The 15,988-nt window shown below is 55.4% G+C and carries 15 protein-coding genes; 1 reads left to right on the top strand and 14 read right to left on the bottom strand.

Annotated features, from left to right (window positions below):
* Positions 1–10 precede the first annotated feature (10 nt).
* From ccoG to aceA, 8 genes are all read right to left on the bottom strand, one after another.
* Positions 11–1,510 carry a cytochrome c oxidase accessory protein CcoG gene (ccoG, locus tag AB7E06_RS06840; protein ID WP_094197088.1) on the bottom strand — a complete coding sequence of 500 codons (1,500 nt, stop codon included), beginning with the start codon at positions 1,508–1,510 and terminating at the stop codon, positions 11–13.
* A gap of 37 nt (positions 1,511–1,547) precedes the next feature.
* Positions 1,548–2,462: a cytochrome-c oxidase, cbb3-type subunit III gene (gene ccoP, locus AB7E06_RS06835; RefSeq protein ID WP_125276683.1), complete on the bottom strand. Its 915-nt coding sequence runs from the start codon at positions 2,460–2,462 to the stop codon at positions 1,548–1,550.
* Positions 2,459–2,632 carry a cbb3-type cytochrome oxidase subunit 3 gene (locus tag AB7E06_RS06830; protein ID WP_094197090.1) on the bottom strand — a complete coding sequence of 58 codons (174 nt, stop codon included), beginning with the start codon at positions 2,630–2,632 and terminating at the stop codon, positions 2,459–2,461. Before AB7E06_RS06830 ends, ccoP begins: the two co-directional genes overlap by 4 nt.
* Entirely contained in the window at positions 2,633–3,292 is a 660-nt protein-coding gene (ccoO, locus tag AB7E06_RS06825) for a cytochrome-c oxidase, cbb3-type subunit II (protein WP_125276682.1), read from the bottom strand. It abuts the gene before it with no gap.
* 10 nt (positions 3,293–3,302) lie between these two features.
* A complete protein-coding gene (gene ccoN, locus AB7E06_RS06820) occupies positions 3,303–4,790 on the bottom strand; it encodes a cytochrome-c oxidase, cbb3-type subunit I (RefSeq protein ID WP_125276681.1) in 1,488 nt (495 codons plus the stop codon).
* A 182-nt stretch (positions 4,791–4,972) separates the two neighbouring features.
* Positions 4,973–5,158, bottom strand: coding sequence for a cbb3-type cytochrome oxidase assembly protein CcoS (ccoS, locus tag AB7E06_RS06815; RefSeq protein WP_094197093.1), 186 nt, complete (start codon positions 5,156–5,158; stop codon positions 4,973–4,975).
* A gap of 1 nt (position 5,159) precedes the next feature.
* Entirely contained in the window at positions 5,160–6,128 is a 969-nt protein-coding gene (locus AB7E06_RS06810; RefSeq protein ID WP_199827926.1) for a hypothetical protein, read from the bottom strand.
* A gap of 587 nt (positions 6,129–6,715) precedes the next feature.
* Positions 6,716–8,023, bottom strand: a complete 1,308-nt coding sequence (gene aceA, locus AB7E06_RS06805; RefSeq protein ID WP_009455950.1) for an isocitrate lyase — start codon at positions 8,021–8,023, stop codon at positions 6,716–6,718.
* 308 nt (positions 8,024–8,331) lie between these two features.
* Here aceA and queF point away from each other — a divergent pair, with 308 nt between their 5' ends.
* Positions 8,332–9,159, top strand: coding sequence for an NADPH-dependent 7-cyano-7-deazaguanine reductase QueF (queF, locus tag AB7E06_RS06800; protein WP_427955852.1), 828 nt, complete (start codon positions 8,332–8,334; stop codon positions 9,157–9,159).
* Positions 9,160–9,336: 177 nt separating this feature from the next.
* Here queF and AB7E06_RS06795 read toward each other — a convergent pair whose 3' ends face one another.
* From AB7E06_RS06795 to paaK, 6 genes are all read right to left on the bottom strand, one after another.
* On the bottom strand, positions 9,337–10,587 hold the full coding sequence (locus tag AB7E06_RS06795; protein ID WP_427955849.1) for an MFS transporter: 1,251 nt from the start codon (positions 10,585–10,587) through the stop codon (positions 9,337–9,339).
* Positions 10,588–10,592: 5 nt separating this feature from the next.
* The gene (gene pgsA / locus AB7E06_RS06790; RefSeq protein WP_094197097.1) at positions 10,593–11,165 is read right to left on the bottom strand and encodes a CDP-diacylglycerol--glycerol-3-phosphate 3-phosphatidyltransferase; all 573 of its coding nucleotides are present in this window, start codon (positions 11,163–11,165) and stop codon (positions 10,593–10,595) included.
* 39 nt (positions 11,166–11,204) lie between these two features.
* The gene (gene uvrC, locus AB7E06_RS06785) at positions 11,205–13,028 is read right to left on the bottom strand and encodes an excinuclease ABC subunit UvrC (RefSeq protein WP_427956024.1); all 1,824 of its coding nucleotides are present in this window, start codon (positions 13,026–13,028) and stop codon (positions 11,205–11,207) included.
* The gene (nagZ, locus tag AB7E06_RS06780; RefSeq protein WP_108727668.1) at positions 12,991–14,046 is read right to left on the bottom strand and encodes a beta-N-acetylhexosaminidase; all 1,056 of its coding nucleotides are present in this window, start codon (positions 14,044–14,046) and stop codon (positions 12,991–12,993) included. Before nagZ ends, uvrC begins: the two co-directional genes overlap by 38 nt.
* Positions 14,043–14,501, bottom strand: a complete 459-nt coding sequence (gene acpS / locus AB7E06_RS06775; RefSeq protein ID WP_094198380.1) for a holo-ACP synthase — start codon at positions 14,499–14,501, stop codon at positions 14,043–14,045. Before acpS ends, nagZ begins: the two co-directional genes overlap by 4 nt.
* A 130-nt stretch (positions 14,502–14,631) precedes the next feature.
* Positions 14,632–15,945 carry a phenylacetate--CoA ligase PaaK gene (gene paaK / locus AB7E06_RS06770; RefSeq protein ID WP_042481657.1) on the bottom strand — a complete coding sequence of 438 codons (1,314 nt, stop codon included), beginning with the start codon at positions 15,943–15,945 and terminating at the stop codon, positions 14,632–14,634.
* Between the last annotated feature and the right edge of the window lie 43 nt (positions 15,946–15,988).

Here is a 15,988-nt window from a genome sequence, read left to right as displayed (position 1 = left end):
CTTTATAAAATTACTGAGGAATGTAAAAACTACTGCGTTCGTTCACGTAGGTCTTGCGGCCCCCGTCGTGCTCGCCTACCGCCTGAATAGAAATATCATACAGGCCCGGCTTGGCACTACTAATTGGGACTTGCACCACGACCGGCAACAGTCTATTGCCTGCAGGCGCCACATGAATGTGATCCTGGCCGTTCTCGGTCAAATGAATGCGCGCGCCTTCCAGACCTGTGACGGACAACTGCAGCTCCATAGCCTCTTCCGAGGTATTGATCACTTGTAGACGGAACACGTTTTCAATCATGCCGCCGGGCACTTCGCGCCCCAGCGCGCCACGATCACGAATCACGTCCACGCGCATGGGCGTACGGGTCGCCAAGGTGTAGACGAAAGCACCACAAATGACGGCCAGGATCAGGATGTAAGACAACACGCGCGGTCGCAGCATGCGACGTCGCACCTGAGACTGCGTCATGCGTTCCTTGATGGCACGCTCTGAGGTGTAGCGGATCAGGCCTTTTTCGTAGCCCATCTTATCCATGACCTGGTCACAGACGTCCACACAGGCACCACAGCCGATACACATGTACTGCAAGCCATCACGAATATCGATACCGGTCGGACAGACCTGAACGCAGAGGCTGCAGTCCACACAGTCGCCCATGCCGGCTTCTTTGTGGTCAATCTTGCGAGATCGGCCACCACGGGTTTCACCCCGCACGAAGTCGTAGGTCACCACAAAGGTATCGCTGTCCACCATGGCACTTTGGAAACGTGCGTAGGGGCACATGTACTTACAGACGGCCTCGCGCATGAAACCGGCATTACCCCAGGTGGCAAAGGCGTAGAACAAGAGCCAGAACCACTGCCAAGGGCCCAGGGACAGAGCGATCAGCTCGCCGCCCAGTTCGCGGATAGGAGCGAAGTAGCCAATAAAGGTAAAGCCGGTCCACAAAGCGATCACGACCCACAAAAAGTGCTTGGTGGCTTTGAGACGTAATTTGCGGGCATTCCAGGCCTGCTCATCCAGACGGATACGCGCCAGACGATCCCCTTCCACCTTGCGCTCGACCCACATGAAAATCTCTGTGTAGACCGTCTGCGGACAGGCGTAGCCACAAAACAAGCGGCCCGCCATAGCGGTGAAAAGGAATAAAGAGAAAGCAGATATCAGAAGCAGCACCGTCAGGTAAATAACGTCCTGGGGCCACAGAATCATGCCAAAGATATAGAACTTGCGTTCCAGCAGGTCAAACAGCACGGCCTGACGGCCATGCCATTCCAACCAGGGCAGACCATAGAAAATGATCTGCGTGAAATACACCATCCAGATCCGCCAACGGGCGAACACGCCCTTGACGGATCGTGGATAGATTTTGCTACGAACATCGACCAGCGCCTTCTCGACTTGCGGAGAGGTTCCACCCGCTCCCTTGGTGTTACGTGGAGGTTGCCACTTGGGCACAGTTCCCTGCGCATTATCAGCGCTGGGTTGGGAAGAATCACTACTCATTGCATGTCCTGAAGGCGTCAGATCAATTTAAAAGACATTAGTTAGCCTGAGTCGGCGCGGGATTGGACAAGCCCCAAACCCAGCCCGCCAGCAACCGGATCTGCTCTGGCGTCAATGCTCCTTTTTGTGCCGGCATCTGGTTCGTGCGGCCCTGCAGCACCGTCTGAACAATAGTGGCCTCGGAACTGCCATACAACCAGTAATCGTCCGTCAGGTCAGGCGCTCCCATCAGCGTATTACCTTTGGCATCCGCGCCGTGGCAGGCAAAACATGCGCTGTCGTACACACGTTTGCCCGCAACCAGACGCAAAGGATCTGCCGCCAGACCAGACAAAGAACGCACATACTGAGCGACGTCCGATGCTTCAGCCGGGCTGAACTGGGACTGTGGCGGCATAATGCCGGTACGGCCTTCGGTAATGGTGTACAGAATCGCATCGGGCTCGCCACCCCACAACCAGGCTTTGTTGGCCAGGTTAGGGAAGCTTGGGGAGCCTTGGGCATCCGAACCGTGACACTGGGCGCAATTGTTCAGGAACAAACGCTGGCCAATTTCACGCGCTTGCGGATCATGAGCAATCTCTTCAATGGGCATTTCGCGGTAACGAGCGTACACAGGCTCCAGACGCTCATTAATTTCGGCCTGTTGCTGCTTGACCTGCTGACCAGCGGTAAAGCCCAAAGTCCCCTTGAAGCTACCCAAACCGGGATACAACACCAAATAACCCAATGCAAACACACACAGGCCGATGTACATCACCGTCCACCAGCGAGGCACAGGTGTATTCAGTTCGGTCAGGTCACCGTCCCAGACGTGGCCAGTATCTTCCACGTCCACTGTTTTGCCCAGAAATGCGCGCTGGGTAAAGAGCAGCCACAAACAAAATATGATGCCAAGCAAGGCGATGCCGGAGATCCAAAGGCTCCAGCCATTATTAAAAAAGTCACTCATTCGGAACCCCCAGGGTTTTTATCGTTGCTTCCCTCGTCGGGCAAGGCGAAAGGCAGAAGCGCTGCTTCTTCGTTGGCCTGGCGGCGTCCCCGAGAGAACGCCCACCAGCAAATGCCAAGGAAGGTCGCCATCGCCAAAGCAGTCATAACACCGTTGATGATGGCTACCATTTAGAAGCTCCCCTGCTCCACAGCTTTGGCAGCTGCGTCGCGACTGGCCACACCCAAACCCTGCAGATAAGCGACGACCGCATCTTCCTCGGTCTTGCCTACCAATTGCTCGGGCGCGGCATCAATTTGTTCCTGCGTGTAAGGCACACCCAATGTACGCAGCACATTCATGCGGTCCTGAATGTTTGCACCTTCCACCGAGTTCTTCTGCAGCCATGGATAGGCAGGCATATTGGACTCTTTGACCACATTACGTGGATTGCGCAGGTGGATGCGGTGCCACTCATCGCTGTAACGCTGACCCACACGGGCCAGATCCGGACCGGTACGCTTGGAACCCCACAGGAAGGGGTAGTCGTACACAGACTCACCGGCCAGCGAGTAAGGACCATAGCGTTGCACTTCGGACTGCAACATACGGATCTGCTGGGAGTGACAGCCAACACAACCTTCACGGATGTAGATGTCACGCCCCATCAGACGCAAGGGTTCGTAGGGCTCGACCCCTTCAGTGGGCTGGGTGGTCGAGTGTTGGAAAAACAAAGGAACGATTTGCACCAGGCCCGCGAAGGAAATCACCAAGATACTCAGAATGATCAGCAGCCCGGTATTTCTCTCGATCGTGGCGTGAGAAAAGCGCTTATTAGTGTCATTAGCCATGATTTACTCCTTAGGCCAGCAAGGTGGTTTGGCCCACCAGCGCTGGGTCGCGGGCATCCGGGTTTTTCAGAGGCACAACGGGGTTGATATCTTTTTGACCTGCACGAATGGTCAGGAACACGTTCCAGGACATGAGCAAGATACCGGCCACAAAGAAGGCGCCGCCCAAAGCACGGATTGCGTAGAAGGGGTAAGTAGCCTTCACGACTTCCACAAAGCTGTACGTCAAGGTGCCATCCACACCGGTTGCACGCCACATCAAACCTTGCATGACACCGGCAATCCACATCGCGGCGATATACAGCACGACGCCCAGAGTCGCCAGCCAGAAGTGCAGGTCGATCAGACGAGGACGAGCCATTTCCGTGCGGCCGTACAAACGTGGGATCAGGTAATACAAGGAACCGAAGGTAATCATGGCAACCCAGCCCAGCGCACCAGAGTGTACGTGGCCCACCGTCCAGTCGGTGTAGTGCGACAGCGCGTTGACCGTACGGATAGCCATCATGGAACCTTCAAAGGTGGACATGCCGTAGAAGGACAGGGCCACAACCATGAACTTCAGAATCGCATCAGTACGCAGCTTATGCCAAGCACCCGACAAGGTCATGATGCCGTTGATCATACCGCCCCAAGAAGGAGCCAGCAGAATCAAGGAAAACGCCATGCCCAGCGATTGCGTCCAGTCTGGCAAGGAGGTGTACAGCAGGTGGTGAGGACCGGCCCACATGTATGTAAAGCCCAGGGCCCAGAAGTGGACAATGGACAAGCGGTAGGAATAGATAGGACGGTTGGCCTGTTTGGGGATGAAGTAGTACATCATGCCCAGGAAAGACGTGGTCAGGAAAAAGCCCACGGCGTTATGACCATACCACCACTGAACCATGGCGTCCTGCACACCGGCGTAAGCCGAGTAGGACTTCATGAAGCTGACAGGCAATTCCAGGTTATTGAAAATATGCAGGACAGCGATCGTGACAATGTAAGAGCCAAAAAACCAGTTGGCCACATAAATATGACGCACGCGGCGCTTGACGATCGTGCCAAAGAACACAATAGCGTAGGCCACCCAGACCAGCGTAATCAGGATGTCGATGGGCCATTCCAGTTCAGCATACTCTTTGGAGCTGGTGTAACCCATAGGCAAGGTAATGACCGCTGCCACCAGCACGGCCTGCCAACCCCAAAAGGTAAAGGCAGCCAGCTTATCGCAGAACAAACGGGCCTGACAGGTACGCTGTACCACATAGTAGGAAGTGGCAAACAAGCCAGTTCCACCAAAGGCAAAAATCACAGCGTTCGTATGCAGTGGACGTAAACGTCCAAAACTAAGCCACGGTGTGTCGAAATTGAGTTCTGGCCAAATCAACTGCAAGGCAATAAAAAGGCCTATTGCCATGCCGATGACGCCCCAAAATACGGTCATGATGGTGAACTGCCTCACAATCCCGTAATTGAAGACTTCGGCGTTATTTCCGACTGCATCGGAAGTGCCCATTTGCTTCCCCTAAACAAACATTGTTAATACAAGCGACAACAAGCTACATCATCCCGCAAGTCGATAAACTGCTACTTGATGCTTATCAAAAAACATCGGAAAGCACGCGTTCACGCGTGTTTCCGCCCTGCAGACTGTGTGTCGCCGACCATTTGCAGGGCTAAAAAACAAAACAGTAAGAATCAGGTATCAGGTGGACGCTCTGCGCCCGACAGACCCGCAGTGGAGTCGTCGTCCAGCAAGATGGAATCAGCTGCGTTGCCCGTATCCTCAAACTGGCCGGCAAAAATTGCCCACCAGAAAGACACGCCGATAACAATGACTAGAAAAATGGAGATGGGGATCAGGACCAGCAACGAGCCAAACATCTCAGCCCTGCCTTGCTGCTGGAGCGGTCCACTGGGCCGATACCTCGCGGCTGCGGCTGCGATAGATACGCCAAGAGTTGGCCGCAACAGCCAAAGAGGACACCAGCATAGAGACGGCAGCCAACCAAGGGGCCACAATACCCAAGGCCGCCAGGGGTGTCATCAGCAGATGCCAGACTATAGAACCGTACAGGTTTTGACGGGCGATGCGGCCCGTTTGCTGGGTCAGCTGTACAACTTCAAACTCGCTCTTGGCGGGTCGAGCCAGCAATCCAGCATGCGCCGAGGCAACGGCTGAAGGAACCGACATAGACATAGCACAGGGACAGCTCATGACCAGCATGGCGACCACCACCGGGACGACATGCGAGGGGTCCATCCAGTACCAAACCAAGCCAAAGGCGGCGGCCAACACCAACTGAATACTGACAAACCAGAAAGCCAAGGTATTGGCATGGCCTGTGACGGACTGACGAAAGCGTTCAATCAGGTCATGGGAGGCGGACTGCGTCACCGACTGGCGCGCGCACAGTTCCAGATAACGGGCCGTCAACAAAAAGGCCACGAACATCGTGACCGAGTCGTAATACACCTCGCCCTGCTGCGTCCAGGTGTTATAGACGCTAGGTAGGAAGGCGCCAACAATACCCAAGGCCACGGGCACATCCATGCCTACGCGACCTTCGGACAAGCTTTTGACAGCCCCCTTCAAGATGGGCCAGGCACAGTACAGGACAACGGGCATGGTCAAGCACAGACCGGCCCAGTTCATGAGCACAATGACTTGCGAAAGAGATTCAATATCTTCAGCACGAGTGCTGAAGGAGCGCATATAGCCGGGAAAAGCAAACATCATCACCTGCATGGCGGCCAGCCAAGACAGACCCAAACGGGCTAATGTGTGCCGCCGGCGTGACCGTTGCTCATCAGTGAGAGGCTTTGGGAGGGAAAAAATCGAATATGCGCGCATGAAAGGACTATAAGCCACTGATATTTCTTCATTCTTGATTTAAATCAATACGACTTTGTTTGGATCCTATATCGTTGTCCATATGCATCTTGTTCAGGCCGTTCCCCCCCCAACACGGCGCTAACTGTTCAATGCTTTCAAGGCTGCTTATTAGCAGCCTTTTTTTTATTCCCAAGCGCAAGGTGGAACAACGATTTTGCATTGGCTAATTACGCCTTGCGCGGCCAAAGTCTAGCACGCCTTTTCTCTATGCAAACGGCTTGATTTTCAAGGATTTTTATCACGAAATGATGCTGCAGCGCGAATGCAAATCAATTCATGAAAGCTTGAATCCTGAATTTAACAATACGCAGGCTTAGCCAGCCACATCGCAAGCCTTTTCAGGCCTGTTTTCTGCTTCCTTTTCGATACTTTCAAAGTCTGTTCAAAACCCCTTCCAATAAATATCAAGCCTTCAAATTTGATATTTGAAATATGTAGCTTTTAAGCAAAAAAGTGGCACCCAAACAAAAAGCAGCCCACCGACTGGAGCGTACGGTGGGCTGCCTGCAACCAGAAAAGGGGCTATCTACCCTTCCCTGTCCTGCTTATGCCTCGGAGGGCGCGAACTGCTCGGCTTCTGTGGAGCCGGCCAGCGCGGTCGTCGAGGACTTACCGGCTTCAACTGTCTGAGTGACAGCGTCAAAGTAGCCTGTACCCACTTCGCGCTGGTGTTTCACAGCGGTAAAGCCCAGCGGTGCAGCGGCGAACTCTTTTTCCTGCAATTGAACGAAGGCGCTCATCTGGTTGCGGGCGTAGCCGTGAGCCAGTTCAAACATGCCGTAATTCAGTGCGTGGAAGCCAGCCAGAGTGATGAACTGGAACTTGTAGCCCATGGCACCCAGTTCGCGCTGGAACTTGGCAATGGTGGCGTCATCCAGGTTCTTCTTCCAGTTGAACGATGGCGAGCAGTTGTAGGACAGCAGCTTGCCAGGGAACTGACGGTGAATAGCTTCGGCAAAGCGGCGAGCGTATTCCAGATCCGGCGTGGAGGTTTCGCACCAGACCAGGTCGGCGTAAGGAGCGTAGGCCAGACCACGGGCAATGGCTTGGTCCAGACCTGCACGGGTGCGGTAGAAACCTTCAACCGTACGCTCATCCAGAATGAAGGGGCGATCGTACTCGTCCACATCGCTGGTGATCAGGTCGGCTGCGTCTGCATCGGTACGGGCAACCAGAATCGTGGGAACGTCCAGAACGTCAGCGGCCAGACGAGCAGCCACCAGCTTGGAGATGGCCTCACGAGTTGGCACCAGCACCTTGCCACCCAAGTGACCACACTTCTTGGCCGAAGCCAGCTGGTCCTCGAAGTGAACGCCAGCAGCGCCAGCCACAATCATGGCTTTCATCAGTTCAAATGCGTTCAGCACGCCACCGAAACCGGCTTCCGCATCAGCCACGATAGGAGCAAAGTAATCCACGTAGCCTTCATCGCCTGGGTTCACCCCTTCCATCCACTGGATCTGATCACAGCGGGCCAGCGAGTTGTTGATGCGGCGCACCACGGAGGGCACCGAGTTAACGGGGTACAGCGATTGGTCAGGGTACATTTCGCCGGCACTGTTGGCATCGCCAGCCACTTGCCAGCCCGACAAGTAAATCGCTTTCAAACCGGCCTTGACCTGTTGCATGGCCTGGTTACCCGTCAGGGCGCCCAGCGCATTGACAAAGGGTTCCTGATTGATGGACTGCCACAGACGTTCTGCGCCACGGCGAGCCAGAGTGTGCTCCTCGACCAGAGAACCACGCAAACGAATGACTTCCTCAGCGGTGTAACCACGCTTGATACCTTGCCAGCGTGGATCTTCTGCCCAGCGTTTTTGCAAGTTGCGGATCTCAGTTTCTCGAGCATTCATGATGGACTCCTAAGATGGATTTAACAGTGAACAAGATGACTACAGTCTACCCAAATGCTGCATCGCAACCATGTTTTCTATCTTATATAAGAGTAAATATTTTTTCCTTTTATATCAAATACATAGATAATTTATTTCGAGATATGAAATGACTTATCTGTTTATGAAATGAAAAACGGTGCGGCGCGACAGCCGGTTTTTGCATACTGAGACAAGGATTTCACAATGTGGGATAATCGCCCTTATACCACCCGGCGGGCGCCTGTTCGCTGCACCGGTTTTCTTATCTATTTCTGCAATACCCGCCAATGAGCAACACCTCCCCACTTAAAGACTCGCCTCTTGGACACGATGTGGTTTATCCCACACGGTACGATCCCAGCGTCCTGTTTGGCATTGAGCGCTCCCTGAACCGGCAGACACTTCGCGTTCCGGAACAATGGCATGGTGCCGATATCTGGAATGGTTACGAAATTTCCTGGCTCAACCCAAAAGGCAAGCCCGTCGTCGCTCTGGCGCGGTTTGTCATTCCCTGGAACAGCCCACGCATCATCGAGTCCAAGTCGTTCAAGCTTTACCTGAACTCGTTTAATGATGAGGTTGTGGAAGACATAGCCAGTCTTTTGCAGCGCATGGAGCAAGACTTAAGCACGGTTGCCGGTGCCGCCGTCAACGTGACGCTGATTCCGCTCAGCGCCTTGAATGGTCAGCCTATTGCCCAGTTGGAAGGCCACTGTATTGATGAGCTGGATATCAGTATTCAGGACTACACGCCACAAAGTGGCTTGCTTCAATGCCTACCAGACGCCCCCATCGTGACCGAGTCTCTGGTCTCTGATTTGCTCAAGTCCAATTGCCCTGTCACCGGCCAGCCCGACTGGGGCAGCGTGCAAGTGCGTTACACAGGCCCGCAGATTGATCCTGCTTCCTTATTGCGCTATATCGTTTCGCTGCGCCGTCACACCGAGTTCCATGAACATTGCGTAGAGCGCCTGTATAGCGATATTCAGCAAAGCTGCCAGCCCGAGCGTTTGCTGGTGTATGCGCGTTATACCCGCCGTGGAGGCCTGGATATCAACCCCTGGCGCAGCAGCCATGCGGATAGCGTGCAAGAGCCACGACTGGCGCGCCAGTGATCACTATAACGATGCGCTCAAACCAGAAAGGCCAATGTGCTTTTCTGGTTTCACAGTGCCAAGCTCCACACTAAGACACGACAAGGCCAAGCAAGGCAAGAAAAAGCCCCAAAAACCGATCAAGTTTTTGGGGCTTTCTTTTATGACCGCATCAGACGGTCATCATTGCAAAGTGCATCAGGATTTAGTCGCGCGACTTACTGTCGAGGCCACATACATAGCCAAGCCAGCCGCCGTCCAATACCCGATGGCCGCCCCGTACCAGGGAGCCTGAGTCAAACCCACATCCAAGAGCAAGCCAAATCCCACGGGCGCCAGAGAAGAACCGACGTCCATGCCGGAGTACACCAGGCCATAGACAGCGCCAGTAGAACCTTTGGGGGTGACACGACGTATCAGCATGTCGCGCGATGGTGAAGCGATGCCCGAGCAGAAACCAGCCGCCCCCACCACGAACAATGCCAGGGAAGGCATGATCCAACCTGCGCCCAGCACCAACAGCAAAGCCCCGGATACGCATAGAGACACAAACACAATCACTTCAGAGCGCGGTGTGGTGGAAGCAATGAAGCCACCGACAAACATGCCCGCCGCCGAGGCCAGCATAAAACCGGACAAGGCCGTGCCTGCCACCACCTTATCAATGCCGTACGTGTTATGCAGCATGGGAATAGTGTAGTTTTGCACGACCGCCATCGCCGCTGTGGCAAAGGCAAAGAAAAGGAAGGCGCCCCATAAGGAGGGACGCGACAGCAAGGTAGACAGTGTCGTCCAGACCGATTCCTTGCTTTGTGGACGAGCCGGCGCCGCACCCGAGGCTGTACGCCCCGCCAAGGCATCCCGATTTATCAGTACCAACACCAACACAGCCGCAATCAAGGCCGCCGCCGACAATACGGCAACACGCCAGTTGAAATAAATGGTCAGCGTCGTAATAAAGACAGGCGTCAAAGCCCAGCCCAGATTTCCTGTCAAGCCATGGGCGCTAAACGCGTGCCCCAGACGAGCCGAGCTGACACGATGGTTAAGAATGGAGTAGTCCACGGGATGAAACACCGCATTACCTACCCCACCAATCAATGCAGCCGCCAGCAACATGCCGTAGCCATTGGTCATGCCAATCAGCAAAGCAGCGACTACAAAGCAGGACAAGCCCACTTTCAGAACCGGCAAAGCGCCGATACGATCAACCAGAAAGCCCGAGGATGCCTGCCCAAAGCAGGAGACCAGATAAAAGGTGGTGACCAGCCCACCCAGCTTCAGGAAGTCGTACCCGAACTCCTGCCCCAAAGCGATGTAAAGCGTAGGCAAAATCAGTTGGAAAAAATGCGAACTGGCGTGCGCAATACCGATAACACCGATCACCTGCCAGTCCTGTGAACCGTCAGGCCCCGCCCCGTCCAGCGTTCTTGTTGATGAATTAGCCATTGGTCTTAACGTTGCTTTTTCTTGATCTCCGGCCAGGCCTTCTGCAAGTAATAGCACATGGACCAGACCGTCAGGACCGCAGCAACAATAATCAGGGCTTGCCCAATGATCCGTGTCGGCAAGCCCATGACGGGCGACCAGTACAGCAGACAAGGGATGGCAACCATTTGCGCGGCGGTTTTGAATTTACCCAAGCGATGAACAGCCACACTACCACTGGCGCCAATCTTGGCCATCCATTCCCTCAGTGCCGAAATGGTAATTTCACGCCCAATGATGATCAGGGCGATAAACGCATCCACACGGCCAAGATCGAGCAAAACCAATAACGCGGCGCTGACCATGAGTTTGTCCGCAACCGGATCCAGGAAGGCCCCGAACGAGGAGGTCTGGTTCCAGCGACGAGCCAGCCAACCATCAAACCAATCCGTCGCGGCGGCCACGATAAATACGGAGGCGGCCCACAGATCGCGTGTCTCCATGCTCAGCCAACTGGCTGGCAGATAAAACAAGGCAACGATCAGCGGAATCAGGACGATGCGAAGCCACGTCAGGGCTATGGGCAGATTAAAAGGCATAGCTTGGATACCAACCTAATTTAAAACAAAGGCTCTCGCCTATCGTAAAGCATGATAAATGCGTTCGGCCAGTTCAACGGATATTCCATCAACCGCACTGAGCTCATCAATACTGGCATCGGCAACCCCGCTAAAACCACCAAAGCGGGCTAACAGACGCTGACGCCGTTTGGCGCCAATCCCGTCAATATCTTCCAGGCGTGACACATTACGCGTTTTGGCACGTTGAGCGCGCATGCCCGTAATGGCAAAACGGTGCGCTTCGTCACGTACCTGAGCAACCAGCATCAGTGCCGCAGACTCCACCCCCAAAGCCACAGGCGGGCGATCATCGGCAAATACCAGGGTTTCCAGACCTACTTTACGCTTTTCACCCTTGGCAACACCGACCAGAACATGAATATCCAGGCCCAGTTCCACAAAAACCTGACGGGCGATCTCGATCTGACCCTTGCCTCCATCAATCAAAACAATGTCGGGCAAGGGCGCCAAACCCTCTGCAACCCGCGAGAACCGTCGGTTCAGCACCTGGCGCATGGCCGCGTAATCGTCACCGGACGTGATGCCTGCAATGTTGTAGCGGCGATAAAGCGAATTCTGCATTTCATGGTGTTTATAAACCACACACGAGGCCTGTGTGGCCTCCCCTGCTGTGTGACTGATGTCAAAGCACTCGATGTGCAAGGCATCGAGCTGTGCCTCATCCAGATCCAGTTGCAAGGCTTCGGCCAGTGCCCGGGTGCGATCGGCACGGGCGGTCGATTCACTTAAGACCCGGGCCAATGCCAGGCCAGCGTTCTTGGTAGCCTGCTCCAGCCAGATCTTGCGCACACCTTGGGGGCGCACCACGACACGCGCCTTCACCCCCGTCTGCTCGGCCAGCAAAGGCATCAGGTCTGCATCGGGTAAGGCGTGTGAGCACACCAGAACCGGCGGCATGCGACGCTCCAGATAGTGCTGGGCGATAAATGCCGCCAGCACATCACTGGGAGTGTCATCGTTGATTTGTGTGGGAAAGAAAGCGCGGTCGCCCAGGTGACGGCCACCACGCACCATGGCCAGGTTCACACAGAACTTACCACCGGCGTTCAGCACCACGATAATGTCGACGTCTTCCTTGCCCACCTGCTCCATGCTTTGCTGCTGCAAGACAGCAGACAAGGCTTTCATCTGGTCGCGCAACATCGCTGCCTGTTCGAAATCCAGCGAATCTGAGGCCTGCATCATGCGCTCTTGCAGCTCGCCCAGAATTTCCGCCGTATTACCATCCAGAAAACTGATGGCGCGCTGTACATCAAGCTGATACTGCTCGGGCGAGATCAGGTTGACACAGGGTGCCGAACAGCGCCCGATCTGGTGCAGCAAACAGGGGCGACTACGGTTGGCGTAGACGCTGTCCTCACAGGTACGCAAACGAAATACCCGTTGCAGGATCTGAATGGTTTCACGCACCGCCCAGGAGTTGGGATAAGGGCCGAAGAAATGCCCCTTCCCGCTGGTACTGCCCCGGTAATAAGCAATACGCGGCGCCTGGTGGGCGCTGATCATCAAGTAGGGGTAGGACTTGTCGTCCCGGAAAAGAATGTTGTAGCGCGGCCGCAGACGCTTGATAAGGTTGTTTTCCAGCAGCAAGGCTTCAGCCTCGCTGCGGGTCACGGTGACCTCGATGCGCGCGACGCGCGCCACCATATGGGCAATACGGGGACTGCTCAGCGTTTTCTGGAAGTACGAGCTGACACGGCGCTTGAGATCACGCGCCTTGCCCACATACAGTACCTCGCCCTGTTCGTCGATATGCCGGTACACGCCCGGCAGATTCGGCAAATCAGACAGATAGGATTTTAGATTGAAGTCCGCGGGCATATTGATAGTGTTCATCCGCTTGCAAAGCGTCCCAATCCAAGGCTGGCGTGGTGGGCATCAGACGACGAATGCGGTTTTGCGATTCCTCGGACATCGTGAAGTCCAGGCGCGAGAGCAAGTCGTCGGCCAGATCAGGGCGATTGCATACAAGCACCATGTCGCAACCGGCCCCCAGAGCGGCCTGAGCACGTGCCAGGATATCTCCCACTACGGTGGCGCCTTCCATGGTTAGGTCGTCAGAGAAAATCACACCATCATAAGCAAGGGCTTTGCGCAGCACGCGTTGAATCCAATAGGGTGAAAAACCGGCTGGCAGTGGGTCAACCTTGGAGTAAATCACATGAGCGGGCATCACCGAGGGTAATTGCAAAGTGCCCAGCCAACCGTAAGGGGCCGCATCCTCATCCAGAATTTCTTCCAGGCTACGGTCATCGACGGGGATCTCGTGATGCGAATCCGCCTCTACCCCGCCATGCCCTGGAAAATGTTTGCCACAAGCGGCCATGCCCGCTTTGTTCAGGCCACGAATCAAGCCGGCAGCCAACATGGACACGGCGCGCGGGCTGCGGTGGAAAGAACGGTCACCAATCACTTTGCTAACCCCCCAGTCCAGATCCAGCACGGGTGTAAAGCTCATGTCCACACCGCAGGCGCGCAGCTCGGCAGCCAGCACATAGCCTGTGTCGGCAGCGACGGCAGCCGCCTTGACGGCATCACGCGTCCAGAGTTGCCCAAGCTGGCTCATGGCGGGCAAAGTCGTAAAACCGTCTTCGCGGAAGCGCTGGACGCGGCCACCTTCGTGGTCCACGGCAATCAACAAAGGCTCATTGCGTACTTCGTGAATGGACTGGCACAGAGCGGTCAGTTGGGCACGGCTTTCAAAGTTGCGACTGAACAGGATCACGCCGCCGACCAATGGATGACGCAGGCGCTCGCGCTCCTGATCCGTCAGAACCATGTCTTGTACGTCCACCATGACCGGGCCCGGAGGCAATACTGCTTGCGAGGAAAAACTCATTTAGTGTCAGACTCAGCTAAGGGTAAAGGGGATACTTCCGGCGCTTTGGCTTCCAGCACCACAAAGGCCATGGCCATATCGGATTCATCCGTCAGGGAAATATGGACGGCCCCGAACCGGGCATCAAACCAGCGGCGCAGATCTGCGGACAGGTGCACCGCAGGACGGCCTCCGGGTGCATTCAGGGTTTGCATGCGCGACCAGGCCATCGGCATGCGCATGCCCAGCCCCACCGCTTTGGAAAAGGCTTCCTTGGCCGCGAAACGGGTGGCCAGATAGCGCAGGCCACGCACCGGATCACGTGCCTGACGGCGGGCGTAGACTTCGCGCTCTTGCTCGCCCAGGATGCGCTTTACAAAGCGATCACCATGACGAGCCAAGGCGCGCTCGATCCGGTCAATACGGATCAGGTCGGTGCCGATGCCGGCAATCAAACCGGGCTGTATTGGGGGCATGATGTCATCGGAAAAAAAACGCAAAAACGGCCTGCGCCGCCTACCAGCTTGCAATGATACCGTGAGAGCGCCGAATACAAAAACGGCCCTGCCTGGGCAGAGCCGTTTTTTTACTTCAGGCCAGGCACGTTCAGAACGCGCGCTTGTCGATCACGCGTTTGGCTTTACCGGTTACGGTACGCTCGACCATGCCGGAGGACTGCACCCGGATACGTGCGCTGACACCGATAAAGGTCTTGATAGAGTGAGTCAAACGACGGGCCAGTTGCTCGCGCTGGGCTTCATTCAAATGATTGAACTCGGCACGCACTTCCACCAGAATTTCCAGCTCGTCCATATTGCCATTACGGCTCAGAACCAGTTGATATTGGGCAGCCAGCTCAGGCATTTTCAGAACCAGTTCTTCGACCTGGGTCGGGAACAGGTTCACGCCACGCACAATCAACATATCGTCGCTGCGGCCCGTGATCTTGCCGATGCGGCGCATGCTACGCGAAGTAGGAGGCAACAACTGTGTCAAATCGCGAGTGCGGTAGCGAATGACAGGCATGGCTTCCTTGCTCAAGGAGGTAAAGACCAACTCACCGCTTTCGCCCTCGGCCACCGGTTCGCCGGTTTCAGGGTTGATGATTTCCGGGTAGAAATGGTCTTCCCACACCACTGGGCCGTCCTTGCTTTCCACACACTCCATGGCCACGCCTGGGCCCATCACTTCGGACAGACCGTAGATGTCCACGGCATCAATACCGGCACGCTGCTCAATGTCCAGGCGCATCTGGCCTGTCCAGGGCTCGGCACCAAAAATACCGATACGCAGGGAGGTATCGCGTGGGTCCATACCCTGACGCTCAATCTCTTCGACGATATTGCAGAAGTACGAGGGGGTCACCAGAATCACGTCGGGACGGAAATCCTGAATCAGCTGAACTTGTTTTTCAGTCTGGCCACCGGACATGGGGACCACGGTACACCCCAGACGCTCGGCACCGTAATGCGCACCCAGACCGCCGGTGAACAGGCCGTAGCCGTAAGCCACGTGAGCAATGTCACCGGGACGGGCACCGGCCGCCCACATGGAACGGGCAAACAAGTCTGCCCAGGTGGAAATGTCCTTCGCGGTATAGCCAACCACGGTAGGCTTGCCCGTGGTGCCGCTGGAAGCGTGAACACGTGCTACCTGCTCACGGGGAACCGCAAACATCTTGAAGGGGTAGTTGTCACGCAAGTCTTGCTTGGTCGTGAAGGGGAACTTGGAAATATCCGACAACTGCTTCAAATCGTCGGGGTGTACGCCCGCTTCATCAAATTTCTGCCGGTAATGCGGCACATTGTCGTAAGCATGCTTTAGCGTCCATTTCAGACGTTCCAGTTGCACGTTACGGATTTCGTCAACACTGGCATGCTCGATGGCATCGCGGCCAACCTGTTCTTTAATTGCTGTCATGGTGTACTCCTGCCCTGCCGCTGGTGTGGTACTACCGACCCCC

The organism is Alcaligenes sp., assembly GCF_050255915.1.
Taxonomy (GTDB): Bacteria; Pseudomonadota; Gammaproteobacteria; order Burkholderiales; family Burkholderiaceae_B; genus Alcaligenes; species Alcaligenes aquatilis.
This window is presented reverse-complemented; position numbering and strand designations above follow the sequence as displayed.